Raw genomic sequence first — 14,316 nt, forward strand, 5'->3', positions numbered from 1 at the left:
CGAAGCGATGGAGAAGGCCATGGAGACGACGACGCAGCCGGCCACACCGGACAGCGCCCCCTACACCCCGACCGACCGCACCGTCCCCACGCGGTCCCGCGAGCGCGCGGCGTACGACCGCGCCTTGGTGCACGCGATACTCGACGAGACCTACGTCTGCCACCTCGGCTTCGTGCGCGACGGCGCCCCCATCGTGCTGCCGACGCTGTACGGCCGCGTCGGCGAGCGGCTCTACGTGCACGGCTCGACGGGGTCGCGGCCCCTGCGGATGGCGGGTGCCGCTCCGGAGGCCGAGGCGGATCCGGGCCTTCCGGTGTGCCTGACGGTCACCCATGTCGACGGTCTCGTACTGGCCCGCTCGGCCTTCCACCACTCCATCAACTACCGCTCCGTGGTGGTGCACGGCATCGCCCGGCAGGTCACGGACCCCGAGGAGAAGCGCACCGCGCTGGACGCCCTCGTCGACCACGTCGTGCCGGGCCGCGCCGCCGACTCCCGCCCCGCCAACACCAAGGAGCTGGCCGCGACCGCCGTGCTGTACCTCGACCTCGACGAGGTGTCGGCGAAGATGCGCACGGGCGCGCCGAACGACGAGCCGGAGGACATGGACCTCCCCTACTGGTCCGGTGTCGTCCCGCTGCGCAAGGGCTACGACCCCGTCATCCCGTCCGACGACCTCGCCCCGGGCATCGACGTGCCCGACTACCTGCTCGAGGTCTGACATGGTGCTGCTGGTCCACCCCTGGGACGCACCGGCCTCCGACGCCGAGTGGCAACGGTGGCTGGCCCAGCACGACTTCGGACAGCTCGCCGTGAACGGCCTGCGCGGCGAGCCGCCCCACATCCAGCCGACGCACTTCGTGTACGACGCCGACTCCGGCCCGCGCGGCCGCGTCCTGCTCCACCTGGCGCGCCCGAACCCGCTGTGGGCGGCGCTCGAGGCGAACCCGGACGTCGTCCTGAGCGTGGTCGACGACTACGTCTTCGTGCCGGGACCGTGGGGCTCCGCCCCGGACGTCCCGCCCGAGCACGGCGTGCCGACCAGCTTCTACGCCGCCGTCCAGCTCCACTGCACCGCCCGGATCGTGGACGACCCCGCCGAGAAGGCCGAGCTCCTGAACCGCCAGGTCGGCCACTTCCAGCCGGACGGTGGCTCGGCGCCGACGGCCGTGGGCGAGGAGCCGTTCGGCAGGCTCCTCACCGGCATCCGAGGGGTGTCCCTCGACGTCGTCGACGTACAGGCGAAGTTCAAGTACGCCCACCACAAGCCGCTGGAGGTGCAGGACCGCATAGCGGCGGGCCTCAAGGAGCGGGGCGGCCCGCACGACGCGGCCGCGCTGGCCCACCAGTTGGACGGTCGCGCGGCGAAGTAGCCGGAGCCGGACGGGACACGGCGGCGCCGGACGGGCCGAAGGCGGACGGCAAGGCCGAGGCCGAGGCCGGACAGGACGGCCGAGGTCCGACGGGAAGCCCGATGTCCGCCGGAAGAGCCGAAGTCGGCCGGGAAAGCCGGAGCCGCACGCCCCGCCGCCACCGGGCGCCGCCCGCAACTCAGGCGGCGCCCGGCCCACTCACCCCGTCACAGCTCCTCCCCGCGCGGCCCCCCGCGCCTCCGTCCACGCGAGCCCCGTGACCGCCGCGAGCATCAGGAGCGTGCCCGCCACGGTCGCCGTGTTCAGCTCCTCGCCGAGCAGGGCGACGGCGATGACGGCCGCGCTCACCGGCTCCAGAAGCATGATCACGGAGACGGTCGCGGAACGGACGACGGCCGCCCCGGCGAAGTACAGCGCGTACGCGAGGGCCGTCGGCACGGCGGCGATGTAGAGCAAGCAGCCCAGTACGCGCGCGGGTTCGGCCGTGTGCGGCACGAGGCCCTCGGCCACGGCGAGCGGCAGCAGGCACACCGACACGACGGCGAAGGCCCCCATGGTGTCGCCGGCGGAGTCCGTCCCGCCGTCGCGCCCCCACCACCGGGTCAGCAGCGTCATGACGGCGTACCCGGCGGCCGACACCAGCGCGCAGGCGACGCCCCAGGGACGCACGGCGGCGTCCCCGCCGCCGACGAACAGCACGCCGAGTCCGGCGAGCGCGCCGCCCACCGCGCAGCTCCCGCCGACCCCGAGCCGCTCCCCCAGGGTGAGGCGGGCGCCGAGCGCGATGAGGACGGGCCCCGCGCCGAGCGTGACGACGGTGCCGACCGCGAGCCCGGTCGCCTCCACGGCCGCGAAGTAGGCGGTCTGGAAGACGGCGAGGGCCACGCCGACGACGGTGACGCGCAGCGCCCGGCGGCGGCGCGGCAAGCCGACCCCGGAGCGCGCGGCCCGGCGCGGCCGCGCGAGCCGTGCGCCGAGCAGCAGCAGAAAACCTCCGGCGCAGCGCCAGAAGGAGAGGGCGACGGGCCCCATGTCGCTGTCCGAGAAGACCAGCGACGCGGCGGCACCGGCGGTGCCCCAGGCGGCACCGGCGATGCCCAGATACAGGAGGCCGCGCCCGACGGACAGTCCGGACACAGCAGGTGAATCGGTCGACGCGGTGGCCGCGTTCGACATGCTTGACACGCTCGACACGTGAAATCTCCGCAGAAGTTCAGGAGGAAGACCGCGTCACGGGCGCACCGGCGCGCGGGCACCCGTACAGAACTGCGGGTGCGCGATCACGCGCGGGCGTTGAGGCCCGGTGACGCAGGTCCTGGACCGGCGTCTGCGGGCAGCACCGTCCACCCGGCCGATGGCCGGGCGTGATCCGTGAGAGGCCCGCGCGTTAAGCGGCGGGAGGCGGAAGGACGAGCGCTCGTGCGTGCATGATCGCCACCCTAGGCGGCGCTGCCGCTCGGCGACAACTCCTCTTCGGAGTCTGAGACGCGGACCACGGAGCCCTCCGGCTTCGCGGGTGCCGACGACTGGGCGATGAACGCGCCCACCAGGACGATGGCGCCCCCGAGGAGCTGCGGCGGCGAGAGCCGTTCGCCGAGCATGACCCAGGCGAGCACGGTCGCTATGACCGCTTCGAGGCACGCCACGACGCCCGCCACCTGCGGCGAGAGCCTGCGCACCGACACCACCCCGGTGACGTACGCGACGACGGTGGCGACGAGCACGATCCAGCCGATGAGGGCCCAGGCGGGCACCGCCGAGCCGTCCATGTCGGCGCTCCCGGCGAGCACCTGCCAGTCCATGCCCCAGGGGCGCGCGATCACGGTGAGCACGGCTGTGCCGACGAGCAGGCCGTACGCGATGACGCCGAGCGGGTCCGGGGCCTCGGCGCCCGCGTCGCTGCCCTGGTCGGACAGGACGAAGTAGCCGACCTGACAGCAGGCGGCGCCGAGCGCGAGCAGCAGTCCGACGGTGTCGAAGCTCAGACCCGACCACACCTCGACGACACAGGCGAGTCCGCCGACGGCGAGGATCACGCCGAACGCGGCGGCCTTGGTGACGGGCCTGCGCTGCACGAACCGCACCCAGCCGAGGACGAGGGCGGGCGCCAGGTACTCGATGAGCAGGGCCACGCCGACGGGGATGCGGGAGATCGAGGCGAAGTAGCAGGCCTGCACACCGGCGACGGCGAGCAGTCCGAAGCCCGCGAGCAGCGCGGGCCGTTGCCGCACCAGCGCGCGTCGGCGCCAGGCGATCGGCAGCATCACCAGAGCGGCGCCCGCCACCCGCAGCCACACCACGTGCAGCGGGTCGAGGCCCGCCTCGATCAGCGGCTTGGCCGCGACACCGGAGCCGCCGAACGCGAACGCCGAAAGGAGCGCGAGGCCGAGACCGAGCCCTCGCCCGTGCTCCGCCCGCGCCTGCGGGTTCCCCTGTGACTTCTTCTCAGACCCGAGCACCGGCACATGATGACAGGCGACGTCATGACCGTCACCCTCTTTGACCACTGTCTCAACGGGCGGACGCCGAGGGTCCGGTCGTCACCGGACATCGACCTGAGCGGACGTCGGCCTCACTGGCCATCGGCCTCACTGGCCATCGGCTTCACCGGGCGGCGGCCTCACCAGGGCCGTCGACCTCACCAGCCGGACTCGCACCCCGTCTCGGCCCCGTTCTCGATCCGCACCAGCAGCGCGTCCACGTCGACGCCCGCGCGCCGCAGCACCTCGACGGCCCGGCACTCGGTGTCGGCGGCCAGGGCCGCGAGCAGATCGACGCCCTCGGCCTGCGGTTCGCCGCGCAGCGTGGCGCGGTCGGAGGCCGCCTCCATGGCACCGGCGGCCGCGGGCGAAAGAACCGTTTCTTTGGCCGCCGCCACCAGCGGCACCGCTCCGGAGTCCTCGACGGTGCCCTGCCACTGCAGGCCGTAGCCGATGCTGCGCTGGACGAGATAGCCGAGCAGCCGCGCGACCTGCGGGCCGCCGTCGAACACGGCCCGTACCCGCGGCTCCTGCTCCAGGAGCGAGTGCAGCAGATGCGCGGTGTCGACCTGCCGGTCCCCGTCACGCACGGCCCGGCGGCGCGCACCGGCCATCACCGAGGCCAGCGCCGCGCTCAGGCTGGATTCGATGTCTGCTCGGTTCGGGCCGGGTTCGACGCCCTGGGGGGTACGGCTTTGCACATCCCCCACCCCATCAGTCTCCGCGGACCACGGCATCGGCGGCGGGAAGCATTTCCGTGTCCGACACAGGTTGGGCATGGCCGAATAGGTTGTCCTCCTTACGGATGACTTCTGGCTATTTTCGCAGATGGGGCGCGCGCCGCCTTGCTTCACGCCGGGTGCGCAACCACCACGCACCGGCGCTCGTCTGTCAGAGGCATGGAGAGCAGGTGCTGGATGGTCGCCCTCCTGGCCATCGACGGCAGGCAGTACGTGTACCGCGTGTACGCCCCCGCGGACGCGCTGCCCGCCGACTTGTTCTGGGAAGCCTGGCACTGCCACGACGAGGGCCCCTTCCCGCGGGCCTTGGACCTCTTCGACGCGGCGGTGATACAGCACGTGGGCTGAGCGGGGAAGCGTTCCGGGGACCAGGCCGTACGGGCCGAGGGCACCCACGCCCTTCCGGCCACGCCTACACCCCCGCCCGCTCCCCCACCACCACGGTCGCGTACAACTCCTCATCCGTGACCACGCTCGCCACAAGCCCCGCGCCCCCGACCACCTTCACCGCCGCTGGCACCTGCCGCTCACTCGTCTCGAACAGCAGCCGCCCGCCCGGCGCCAGCCACCGTGCCGCGTCCGCGGTCACCCGCCGCAGCACATCCAGCCCGTCCGCACCCCCGTCGAGCGCCACCCGCGCCTCGTGCTCGCGCGCCTCGACGGGCAGCAGGGCGACTTCCTCCGTGGGCACGTACGGAACGTTGGCGAGCAGCACGTCGACGCGCCCCCGCAGCCCCTCAGGCAACGCTTCGTAGAGGTCGCCCTCGTGGACGTGCCCTCCGGCGACCCCGACGTTGCGGCGCGCGCAGGCCACGGCGACCGGATCGATGTCGGCCGCGTGCAGCTCGACGCGGCCGAGGGCGGCGGCGAGCGCGGCGCCCAGCGCGCCCGACCCGCAGCACAGGTCGACGACCACGGCGCCGGGACCGGCGAGCGAGGCCGCCTCGCGGACCAGGAACTCGGTGCGGCGGCGCGGCACGAACACGCCCGGGTCGACGGCGACGCGGAGCCCCGCGAACTCGGCCCACCCGACGACGTGTTCCAGCGGAAGGCCGCTCACCCGCCGCGCCACCATGGCGTCCAACTCGTCCGGGCCGTCGGCCGCGGCGAGCAACAGATCGGCCTCGTCCTCGGCGAACACACAGCCCGCGGCACGCAGCCGTTCGACAACGGTGGAGTGGGCTGACCAGGGCATCAAGGGCCTTCCTGCGGTCCGGGCAAAGAAGCCAACCCTACCCGGGCAGCCAGATCTGACGACCCATCAGTATTGAATGTTCCGGGGCCTGGGGATACGTTCCGCGACACCGTGGCTGCGCCCGGCGCAGCACCCGACGAGAAGGGGTGGCCGCATGGCCGAAGTCAGCGCGGAGGCACGTATCGAGGCACCGGCGGAGAAGGTCTGGGCGCAGCTCACCGACTTCTCCGCGTACGCGCAGTGGAGTTCCACGCACACCAGCTTCCCGAAGGGCGGCCCCGACACCCTGGAGACGGGCGGCACCTTCACGGAGAACATGAAGCTCATGGGCTTTCCGGCCGAGGTCGCCTGGACGATCGTGGAGCTGGAGCCGGCCCGCGTCTTCGCGATCAAGGGCAAGGGCCCGATGGGCGTCGACGTCAGCACCCGCTACACGCTCGAACCGGACGGCGAGGCGACGACGATCCGCGCGAACGGCGAGTTCACCGGCGCCGCGGTGAGCCTCATGGCGGGCAAGCTCAAGGACTCGGCGACGGCGGCCATGAACGAGTCGCTCCGCAAGCTGGGCGCCCTGGTGACCTGACCGTTCGCGCGCGCCGGGGGCACCACGACAGCAAGGCGCCCCGCGCAGCACGCGCGGGGCGCCTCACCAGCGGTGCGGGCGGCGAGCCCGCTCCGCGTCAGTCCTCATCGGCGAGGATCAGGTACAGCTTCTTGCGGGCGTCGTTGATGACCGCGAGCGCCTTCTCCCGCTGCTCCTTGGAGCCGGTCTTCCAGACCTGGCCGAACGCCTCCATCAGGCCGAACCCGGCCTGCCGGATCTCGGTAAGGGCCTCGAAGTCGACCCCGCGCCCGGCCTCTTCCCAGGGGGCGTCCGGGCCCTCGTCCGCCGCTTCGCGGCCGGCGTCGGTGAGCGCGAAGAGCTTCTTGCCGCCCTCGCTCTCGCTGGCGATCAGACCCTCGTCCTCCAGGAGCTGGAGGGTCGGGTAGACCGAGCCGGGGCTGGGCTTCCACGCCCCGCCGCTGCGCTCGGCGATCTCCTGGATCATCTCGTAGCCGTGCATCGGCCGGTCCTTCAAGAGGGCCAGGATCGATGCGCGTACGTCACCGCGCCGCGCCCTGCCCCTGGGCCCGCCCCGGCCACCGCGACCGCCGCCCCAAGGGCCGCCGCCGCCGAATCCGGGACCGAAGGGCCCGAACGCGCCGCGCCGCCCCTCGAAGCCGCCCCGGTCCTCGCGGCCGGGTCCGAACGGGCCGCGCCCGCGTCCATGACCGTGCTTGTGCTCGTGTTCAAAACCGTGGGAACGCATGTTGTTCAGTCCTTCCGTCGTTCCATTCGTTGTTCCGTGCGGAACCTTCCGCGACATCGTTGATCAGTCGCGATGCTTCAACGATATATCGGAACTGTTCGGTCGGCAACCCTCAGCCGCAACAGACGTCCACATCCAGGCCCAGGAGGCACAAGTAGGTCCAGCCGAAGCGAATTGGCCTTGGTGGCAGCTGCGGGTGGCTTTCTAACGTCGACCCATGACCACACCACCGCGGACGCGGATCCGCATCGTCGACGCCTTCGCCGACCGCCCGTTCACCGGCAACCCGGCCGGGGTCGTACTCCTCGACGCGTTCAGGGACGACGCCTGGCACCAGCACGTGGCCATGGAGGTCAATCACGCCGAGACGGCCTTCGCCCACCCCCTGCCCGAAGGCGGCGACGCGGACTGGGCGCTGCGCTGGTTCACGCCCGCCACCGAGGTCGACCTGTGCGGCCACGCCACACTGGCCACGGCGCACGTCCTGCACGCCACGGGCGCCGCCACCGGCCCCGTGCGCTTCGCCACCCGCGCGGGCGTGCTCCGCGCCACCGCCCACGCCGACGGCACCCTCACCCTCGACTTCCCGACGGCCCCGCTCACCCCGGCCGACCTGCCGGAGGCGGCGGTCGAGGCCTTGGGCGCCCGGCCGCTCTCCGCGTACGACACAGGCCCGCACCTGGGCGACCTGCTGGTCGAGCTGGCGGACGAAAAGACGGTCCGCGCGCTCACGCCGGACCACCGGGCCCTCGCCCAGCACTCCGAGCGCGGCGTCATCGCGACCGCGCCCGCCGAGGATCCCGGCCGGGGGTACGACTACGTCTCGCGCGGCTTCTTCCCGCGCGTCGGGATCGACGAGGACCCCGTGACGGGCAGCGCGCACACCGCGCTCGCCCCGTTCTGGAGCGGGCGCCTGGGCCGCACCGACCTGACCGGACTGCAGGCCTCCGCCCGCTCCGGCCGCGTCCGGACCGCCGTCCGCGGCGACCGCACCCTCCTGACCGGCCGCGCGGTGACGGTCATCGAGGGCGACCTGCTGGCGTGAGAGGGGCACGCATCCCTACGGCGTGACGAAGGCGGCGTGACGGCGGCGCGCACCCCCACCGCGCGCAACCTCACCGCACACCGCGGGCCACGCCCCGCCCCCGCTCGTCACGCCGTCGGCAGCCACCCCACCTTCCCCGCGAGCAGCCCGTACCCCACGAACGCCCCGATATCGAGCAGCGAGTGGGCGACGACGAGCGGTCCGACCCGGCCCCACCGCCGGTACAGGTACACGAACACCACCCCCATCGCCATGTTCCCGATGAACCCGCCGATGCCCTGATACAGGTGGTACGACCCCCGCAGCACCGAACTCCCGATCAGCGCCTTCGTCGGTGACCACCCCAACTGGTCCAGCCTGCGCAGCAGATAACCGACGACGATCACCTCCTCGAGGATGGAGTTCTGCAGCGCCGAAAGGACCAGGACGGGGTACTTCCACCAGACGTCGGGCAGGTCCTCCGGCACCACCGTGAGGTTGAAGCCGAGCCCTCGGGCGGCCAGATAGAACGCGATGCCGGTGGAGCCGATGACGGCGGCCACCGCCGTGCCCCGCCCGAGGTCCGGCCAGGGGCGGCTCCGGTCGAAGCCGATCCCGCGCAGGCCCGATCCCTCGCGCAGCAGGAAGTGCGCAACCAGGGCCACCGGCACGAGCGCCGTCGTGATGCCGAACAGCTGCCAGGCGAGATCGAGCCACGGCCGCCCCGGCGCGGCCGACGAGTTGAGGGTTGCCGCCTGGTCCTTCAGACCGCCCGGCCTGGTGACCGAGCCGATAAAGCTGATCAGCGCGGACACTCCGCTGGCGCCCAGCGACAGCGCCAGGACGAGCAGCGTCTCGTCCCGCAGGAACCGCCGCGAGGGCCCTGCCTCAGGAATAGAACCGGCCATTGGCCCCGGCTCCGCTTGCACTCCTGCCTCCAGTTGAGTAATCCCGCCTCATCCCCGTCCCCGTGCCGCTAGGGTCTCGAAAGAACTTACGAACCACGTGCGCGACAGGCCGAGGGGGACGGACGCCGACCGTGGCGTGCCGTCCCCCTCGTCCTTTTCATCCTTGTTTGTTGCTTTTCATTGCTTCGTCGCAGCTTCATCGCACGGGGAGGGGCAGCACCGCCATGGGACGTCACAGCTTGCCCGATGGGCGCAGGACGGCGGCAGCCGACCCACGCCCACGGGCTCGTAGGCGCACGGTCGCCCTGGTCACGACCCTCGTCCTGGCCGTCGCGGCGGGCGCGGCGGTGGCGGTCCGCGGCGGATTCCTGCCGTTCGGCGACTCCTGCCGCGACGACGCGGTACGCCTCGACGTCGTCGCCGCACCCGCCGTGACCCCCGCCCTCAAGGACGCCGCCGACCACGTGCGCGAGCGGGACATCACCTCGGACGGCCACTGCATGGACATCCGTGTCACCGCCCGCGAGCCGTACAAGGTCGCCGACGAGCTCCGCCGCGACGGCTCGAAGGCCAGGTACGACGTGTGGGTGCCGGACTCCAAGGTGTGGGTGCAGCGCGCCGGGATCGGCGGCGGCCAGGCGCGGGTGTCCCCGGCGGGGAACATCGCCTCCTCGCCGATCGGTGTCGGCATGCTGGAGTCCGCCGCGGAGAAGCTGGGGTGGCCCCGGAAGACGTACACCTGGAGCCAGTTGGCGGGCGCGTCGCCGCGCGCGGACGCGCCGCGGCTCGGCGCGGCGGACCCGGCGCGCAGCGCGAGCGGGCTGCTCGCCCTGACCAAGCTGGGCGCCTCCGCGCGCGCGTCCGACGCCAAGGACGCCGACACCCGGGCCGCCGCGACGGCCAAGTCTCTGTCGTCCCGTACGTCCGACAGCGACGGCAGGCTCCTGGACACCCTGGCCCGCGACTCCTCGAGCGCCGAGCGCGGCAACCCCCGCCGCAACGAGGCGCTGATCCTCTCCGAGCAGGCGTCGTTCGCGCACAACGCGGCGGCCGACGAGCAGCAGGCCCTCGACCTCTTCTACCCCGAGGACGGGTCACCGGTCCTCGACTACCCGTACACGCTGATCCGCGAGAACGAGCTCTCCACCGACCAGAGCCGGGCGGCGCTGCGCTTCATGACGCTGTTCGGCGAGAAGCCGGGCCGGCGCATCCTCGCGGAGCACGGGTTCCGGACGGACGGGGAGCGGCCCTCGGCCGGCCTGGTCACGGCGGCGGGCGGGCGCACCCCGCAGCCGTACGCGCAGGAGCCGGGCGAGGCGCCCTCCGACAAGGCGGTGCAGGAGACCCTGGGTCTGTGGACCATCACGGTGCAGAGCGCACGGTTCATCACGGTCGTCGACGCCTCGGACTCGATGCGCCAGCTCGTGCCGGGGCGCGGCGAGTCCCGCATGGACGTCACGAAGGCCGCCCTGCTCCAGGCCCTCGCGGGCTTCACGGACGACGACGAGATCGGCCTGTGGGAGTTCGCCACCCGCCTCGACGGCCCGCGCGACTACCGCGAGCTGGTCCCCACCGGCCGCCTCGGCGACCGCAAGGGCGACGGCACCCAGCGCGACCGCCTCACCAAGGCGTTCGGCGCGCTGCGGCCCGTCCCCGGCGGGGCCACCGGCCTGTACGACACGACGCTGGCCGCGTACGAGAAGGCCCACAAGGGCTACTCGCGCGGCAAGTTCAACACGCTCGTCCTGCTCACCGACGGCGTCAACCAGGACCCGGGCAGCATCTCGCGCGCCGAACTGATCTCCCGTCTGCGCGCCCTCGCCGACCCCGAGAAGCCGCTGCCGATCATCGCCATCGCGGTCGGCCCGGACGCCGACGAGCGGGAGGCCGACCAGATCGCCCGGGCCACGGGCGGCTCCGGCCACGAGGTCGACGACCCCGCCCAGATCCACTCGGTGATCCTGAAGGCGATCGTGCAGGCGGGCACACAGCAGTGAGACGCGGCCCCTGCCGACCCGCCCCCTAGCCCAGCGGCAACGCCGGTGCCGGCAGCCCCACCGGCCAGGTGTGCACCGGCTCGCCCGTGTGCATCAGCTCGCAGTAGCGCCGCGTGGTGGCCGCGAGCGCCGCGTCGCGCTCCAGGCCGCGCTCCAGGGCCCGGTGGTAGGTCGCCGACTGCCAGGAGGCTCCGTTGACCCGCCTGCGACATCGCTCCTCGATCACGCCGAGGTACAGGTCCCGGTCGGCCGCCTCCACCCCCCACGCGTCGAGCCCGGCCGCGGCCAGCGGGAGCAACTCGTCGCGTACGAGGTCGACGGCGGCCACGCGAGTCGTCCCCCCGTACCGGCCCCGGCGCGGCCACTCCAGCTGTGCCTCGATGCCGTAGCGACAGGCGGTGTCGAAGTTGCGGGCCGCCGCCTCGAACGGCAGCCGCGACCACACCGGCCGCGCCTCCTCGGCGAGCGCCCGCACCACGCCGTAGTAGAAGGCGGCGTTGGCGATCACGTCGGTCACCGTGGGCCCCGCGGGCAGCACCCGGTTCTCCACGCGCAGATGCGGTACGCCGTCGGCGATGCCGTACACCGGCCGGTTCCAGCGGTACACCGTGCCGTTGTGGAGGGCGAGTTCGGCGAGCTGCGGCACGCCTCCGGCGTCGAGCACGCCCAGTGGGTCCTCGTCCTCGCACAGCGGTATCAGGGCCGGGAAATAGCGCAGGTTCTCCTCGAAGAGCTCGTACGCGTTGCTGATCCAGCGCTCGCCGAACCAGGTGCGCGGCCGCACCCCCTGCGCCTGGAGCTCGGGCGGCCGGGTGTCGGTGGACTGCAGGAACAGCGGCGGCCTGGACTCGCTCCACAGCTCGCGGCCGAACAGGAACGGCGCGTTGGCGCCCACCGCGACCTGCACGGCAGCGACGGACTGGGCCGCGTTCCACACGTCGGCGAACTTGCCCGGCGTGACCTGGAGGTGCAGCTGCACCGACGTGCAGGCCGCCTCCGGCGCGATCGACGCGGACGTACACGTGAGGCGCTCCACGCCCTCGATGTCGAGCACGAAGCTCTCGCCGCGCGCCGCCACGATCTGATCGTTGAGCAGCACGTAGCGGTCCACGGCGGAGAGGTTCGCGGAGACCAGGTCCTGGCGCGAGAGCGTCGGCAGAATACCGATCATCACGATGCCCGCGTCCACCTCGTTCGCTTTCCGGTGCGCATAGGCGAGACCCGTGCGCAGCTCTTCGGCGAGCCGGTCGAGAACGCGGCCGCCCAACCGGTGCGGCGCAATATTCACTTCCAGATTGAACATTCCGAGCTCGGTCTGGAAATCGCGACTCGCGATGCGTTCGAGAACTTCCGCATTCATCATTCTCGGCATGCCGTCGGGCCCCGCCAGATTCAGCTCTATCTCCAGGCCCATCAGATTCTTGGGCCGGTCGAACCGCCCCTCCTCGAGGAGCCGGGACAGCGCCGCGAGGCACGTCCGGAGCTTGCTGCGGTACAGGTGTCGATCGGACAGGTCAAACGTTCCTGCCACGACCTTCTCGCCCATCGAAGCGTCCCTCCTCGGAGCGGCCGCCGGCGGCCCGGCCACTGTGTACGGGGGATGATGCCCAGCCGATGTGATCCATAACGCCCCGCCCGGGACCATGGACCAGTACCCTGGGGGAAGTTGTCGCGCGGCACATTCACCAGGCATGACGGAGTGCGCGGTTTTTGATCCGCACGTTGTGGTGGAGAAAACCAACGAGAATCAGCCGACCGCGGCCGCGGGGAATGCCGAGGTCACCGCTCGGGAAGTGATCCGGAATCGGGAGAAAACCCCCAACAGGGTGACCGGATAGCGACTTGACCGCGATATTCGGGGCGGTTAGGCGAAACACTCTCTGAACACCCGTCGTATAAACTCCGCGGTTGAGGCAGAGAGTTGGCGCTCGCGGTCCCCCTGCCCCCGCCCCTCTGGCCCAGAGCTGACAGCGCCGTCCGCACCTGCCCCCGCTCAACTGTGCCTGTCGAATGAGAGAGGCGACCCACCATGCCCCTGTCTGTCCCCCCGGCTCCCGCGCCCGCCCTGCGCAGCGTCCTCGCGGCCCTCGGTTCCCCGACCGCCGTCCGCGGGGCCCGTACCCCGGCCCTGCGCGCCGCCCAGGGCCCCACGAGCGCGGAACTGCCGCTGCCGGTCCACGAGCTGGACCACGTCACGGCGACGGGCACGTCCCCGACCAGGCTCACCGGCTGGCGCTTCCTGATCCGCTGCGGCGAGCACGCGGTCGCCGCCGCCGACACGATGCTCACGCCGGACGGCTGGGCCTTCTCGCACTTCTGCGAAGGTCCGTACATCGCCTCCGCCGAGCTGGCCCTGCGGCACGCCGAGTCGATGCCGAAGCCCTACCAGCCCCGGCTGCTCTCCGTGCCCGAGCTGTACATGCTCACGCTGTGGCTGCACGCCGACTGCACGGACGACGGCGCGAGCGGCCCGCTCGCCCCCACGGACCTCCTGGTGCCCCTCGCCCCCGCACCCCCCGGCATCGCGGCCCACCGCCCGCACCGCGCCGCCGACCTGCTCCCGGTGCTCACCCACCGCCTGACCCCGGCCCCGCTCCTGGGCTCGCCCGCCTGACGTCACCACCCCTGGGCTCTGCCGTGCCCCGCCGCCCGCCCGGGCCGCGGGGCACGGCTGCGTACGGCCCCGTCGCTGCGGGTCAGAGCCCTGTCACCCGCTGTCCGCCCCGCCCAACCGGACTAGCCCACTTCGGCTACCACGAACCACCCGAAGAGACAGGGGAGTTGGGCTGAACCGTCCGGGCGGGTGATACGTCATTAAGCAGTAGGAACCGCTGCAGCAAAATCCCTGCGGAATGACGCCCGTAGGGCAACACTGGACCGGACCGACAAATTAACGGGGGGCGGCGATGAACACCGCATCGAGCCGCAAGACGGACGTCACGACCATCACCACGCAGCGAAAGAACCCTTCCATGTGCCAGCACCAGCCACCGTGTCCGACAGCCGAATCCGCCGACCGGGAAGCCGCGTTCCTCGTGGCACACCACCCGGAGCAGGGATGGAGTCTGCTGTGCAACGGCGTCCTGCTCTTCGAGGACACCGGTGAGCTGCTGCCGAACGGGGAGATCATTGCCCCGCACCGGCCACTGGCCACCAGCCAGGTGATGACGGCCGCCTGAGCCGTCCACCACGCACACAAGGGCCGGCCCGGACATCCTGTCCGAACCGGCCCTGACTCATGTGCGGCCACGCGCGGGTCGCTCGACACCGCGCGCACGGCGCCGGGGTA

The 14,316-nt window shown here is 72.3% G+C and carries 15 protein-coding genes; 8 read left to right on the plus strand and 7 right to left on the minus strand.

Features of this window, described 5'->3' with window-relative positions:
* Nucleotides 1-19: 19 nt before the first annotated feature.
* Together IE274_RS35705 and IE274_RS35710 are read left to right on the plus strand one after the other, a co-directional pair.
* Nucleotides 20-721: a pyridoxamine 5'-phosphate oxidase family protein gene (locus IE274_RS35705; protein ID WP_229910020.1), complete on the plus strand. Its 702-nt coding sequence runs from the start codon at nt 20-22 to the stop codon at nt 719-721.
* A 7-nt stretch (nt 722-728) separates the two neighbouring features.
* Nucleotides 729-1,373, plus strand: a complete 645-nt coding sequence (locus IE274_RS35710; protein ID WP_190120130.1) for an FMN-binding negative transcriptional regulator — start codon at nt 729-731, stop codon at nt 1,371-1,373.
* A gap of 198 nt (nt 1,374-1,571) precedes the next feature.
* Here the strand turns inward: IE274_RS35710 and IE274_RS35715 are convergent, their stop codons facing one another.
* The 3 genes from IE274_RS35715 to IE274_RS35725 all read right to left on the minus strand — a co-directional run bounded on the left by IE274_RS35715 (nt 1,572) and on the right by IE274_RS35725 (nt 4,554).
* Complete coding sequence (locus IE274_RS35715) at nt 1,572-2,549, minus strand: DMT family transporter (RefSeq protein ID WP_190120098.1); 978 nt, start codon at nt 2,547-2,549, stop codon at nt 1,572-1,574.
* Nucleotides 2,550-2,812: 263 nt separating this feature from the next.
* The gene (locus tag IE274_RS35720) at nt 2,813-3,832 is read right to left on the minus strand and encodes an EamA family transporter (RefSeq protein ID WP_229910021.1); all 1,020 of its coding nucleotides are present in this window, start codon (nt 3,830-3,832) and stop codon (nt 2,813-2,815) included.
* Nucleotides 3,833-4,011: 179 nt separating this feature from the next.
* Nucleotides 4,012-4,554: a Clp protease N-terminal domain-containing protein gene (locus IE274_RS35725; protein ID WP_190120100.1), complete on the minus strand. Its 543-nt coding sequence runs from the start codon at nt 4,552-4,554 to the stop codon at nt 4,012-4,014.
* Nucleotides 4,555-4,752: 198 nt separating this feature from the next.
* Here IE274_RS35725 and IE274_RS35730 point away from each other — a divergent pair, with 198 nt between their 5' ends.
* Nucleotides 4,753-4,941 carry a hypothetical protein gene (locus tag IE274_RS35730; protein WP_190120101.1) on the plus strand — a complete coding sequence of 63 codons (189 nt, stop codon included), beginning with the start codon at nt 4,753-4,755 and terminating at the stop codon, nt 4,939-4,941.
* Nucleotides 4,942-5,005: 64 nt separating this feature from the next.
* Here IE274_RS35730 and IE274_RS35735 read toward each other — a convergent pair whose 3' ends face one another.
* Nucleotides 5,006-5,788, minus strand: coding sequence for a putative protein N(5)-glutamine methyltransferase (locus tag IE274_RS35735; protein WP_190120102.1), 783 nt, complete (start codon nt 5,786-5,788; stop codon nt 5,006-5,008).
* Nucleotides 5,789-5,942: 154 nt separating this feature from the next.
* Here IE274_RS35735 and IE274_RS35740 point away from each other — a divergent pair, with 154 nt between their 5' ends.
* Nucleotides 5,943-6,371 (plus strand): type II toxin-antitoxin system Rv0910 family toxin, encoded by a 429-nt coding sequence (locus tag IE274_RS35740; protein WP_190120103.1) that lies wholly within the window; start codon nt 5,943-5,945, stop codon nt 6,369-6,371.
* 97 nt (nt 6,372-6,468) lie between these two features.
* Here IE274_RS35740 and IE274_RS35745 read toward each other — a convergent pair whose 3' ends face one another.
* Entirely contained in the window at nt 6,469-7,098 is a 630-nt protein-coding gene (locus IE274_RS35745; RefSeq protein ID WP_190120104.1) for a PadR family transcriptional regulator, read from the minus strand.
* Nucleotides 7,099-7,315: 217 nt separating this feature from the next.
* On the opposite strand from IE274_RS35745, the gene IE274_RS35750 reads away from it, so the two are divergent.
* The gene (locus IE274_RS35750; RefSeq protein ID WP_190120105.1) at nt 7,316-8,143 is read left to right on the plus strand and encodes a PhzF family phenazine biosynthesis protein; all 828 of its coding nucleotides are present in this window, start codon (nt 7,316-7,318) and stop codon (nt 8,141-8,143) included.
* Between the two features lie 107 nt (nt 8,144-8,250).
* On the opposite strand, the gene IE274_RS35755 is transcribed toward IE274_RS35750, so the two are convergent.
* Nucleotides 8,251-9,051 carry a CPBP family intramembrane glutamic endopeptidase gene (locus IE274_RS35755; protein ID WP_190120106.1) on the minus strand — a complete coding sequence of 267 codons (801 nt, stop codon included), beginning with the start codon at nt 9,049-9,051 and terminating at the stop codon, nt 8,251-8,253.
* 203 nt (nt 9,052-9,254) lie between these two features.
* Between IE274_RS35755 and IE274_RS35760 the strand changes: the two genes are divergently transcribed.
* Entirely contained in the window at nt 9,255-11,027 is a 1,773-nt protein-coding gene (locus IE274_RS35760) for a substrate-binding domain-containing protein (RefSeq protein WP_190120107.1), read from the plus strand.
* A gap of 25 nt (nt 11,028-11,052) precedes the next feature.
* Here the strand turns inward: IE274_RS35760 and IE274_RS35765 are convergent, their stop codons facing one another.
* A complete protein-coding gene (locus tag IE274_RS35765) occupies nt 11,053-12,573 on the minus strand; it encodes a glutamate-cysteine ligase family protein (RefSeq protein ID WP_190120108.1) in 1,521 nt (506 codons plus the stop codon).
* 483 nt (nt 12,574-13,056) lie between these two features.
* On the opposite strand from IE274_RS35765, the gene IE274_RS35770 reads away from it, so the two are divergent.
* Both IE274_RS35770 and IE274_RS35775 read left to right on the plus strand, forming a co-directional pair.
* Nucleotides 13,057-13,641 carry a hypothetical protein gene (locus IE274_RS35770; protein ID WP_190120109.1) on the plus strand — a complete coding sequence of 195 codons (585 nt, stop codon included), beginning with the start codon at nt 13,057-13,059 and terminating at the stop codon, nt 13,639-13,641.
* Nucleotides 13,642-13,999: 358 nt separating this feature from the next.
* On the plus strand, nt 14,000-14,206 hold the full coding sequence (locus IE274_RS35775; protein ID WP_190120131.1) for a DUF5999 family protein: 207 nt from the start codon (nt 14,000-14,002) through the stop codon (nt 14,204-14,206).
* Nucleotides 14,207-14,316 lie beyond the last annotated feature (110 nt).

Source organism: Streptomyces flavofungini, assembly GCF_014650815.1.
Classification (GTDB): Bacteria; Actinomycetota; Actinomycetes; order Streptomycetales; family Streptomycetaceae; genus Streptomyces; species Streptomyces flavofungini.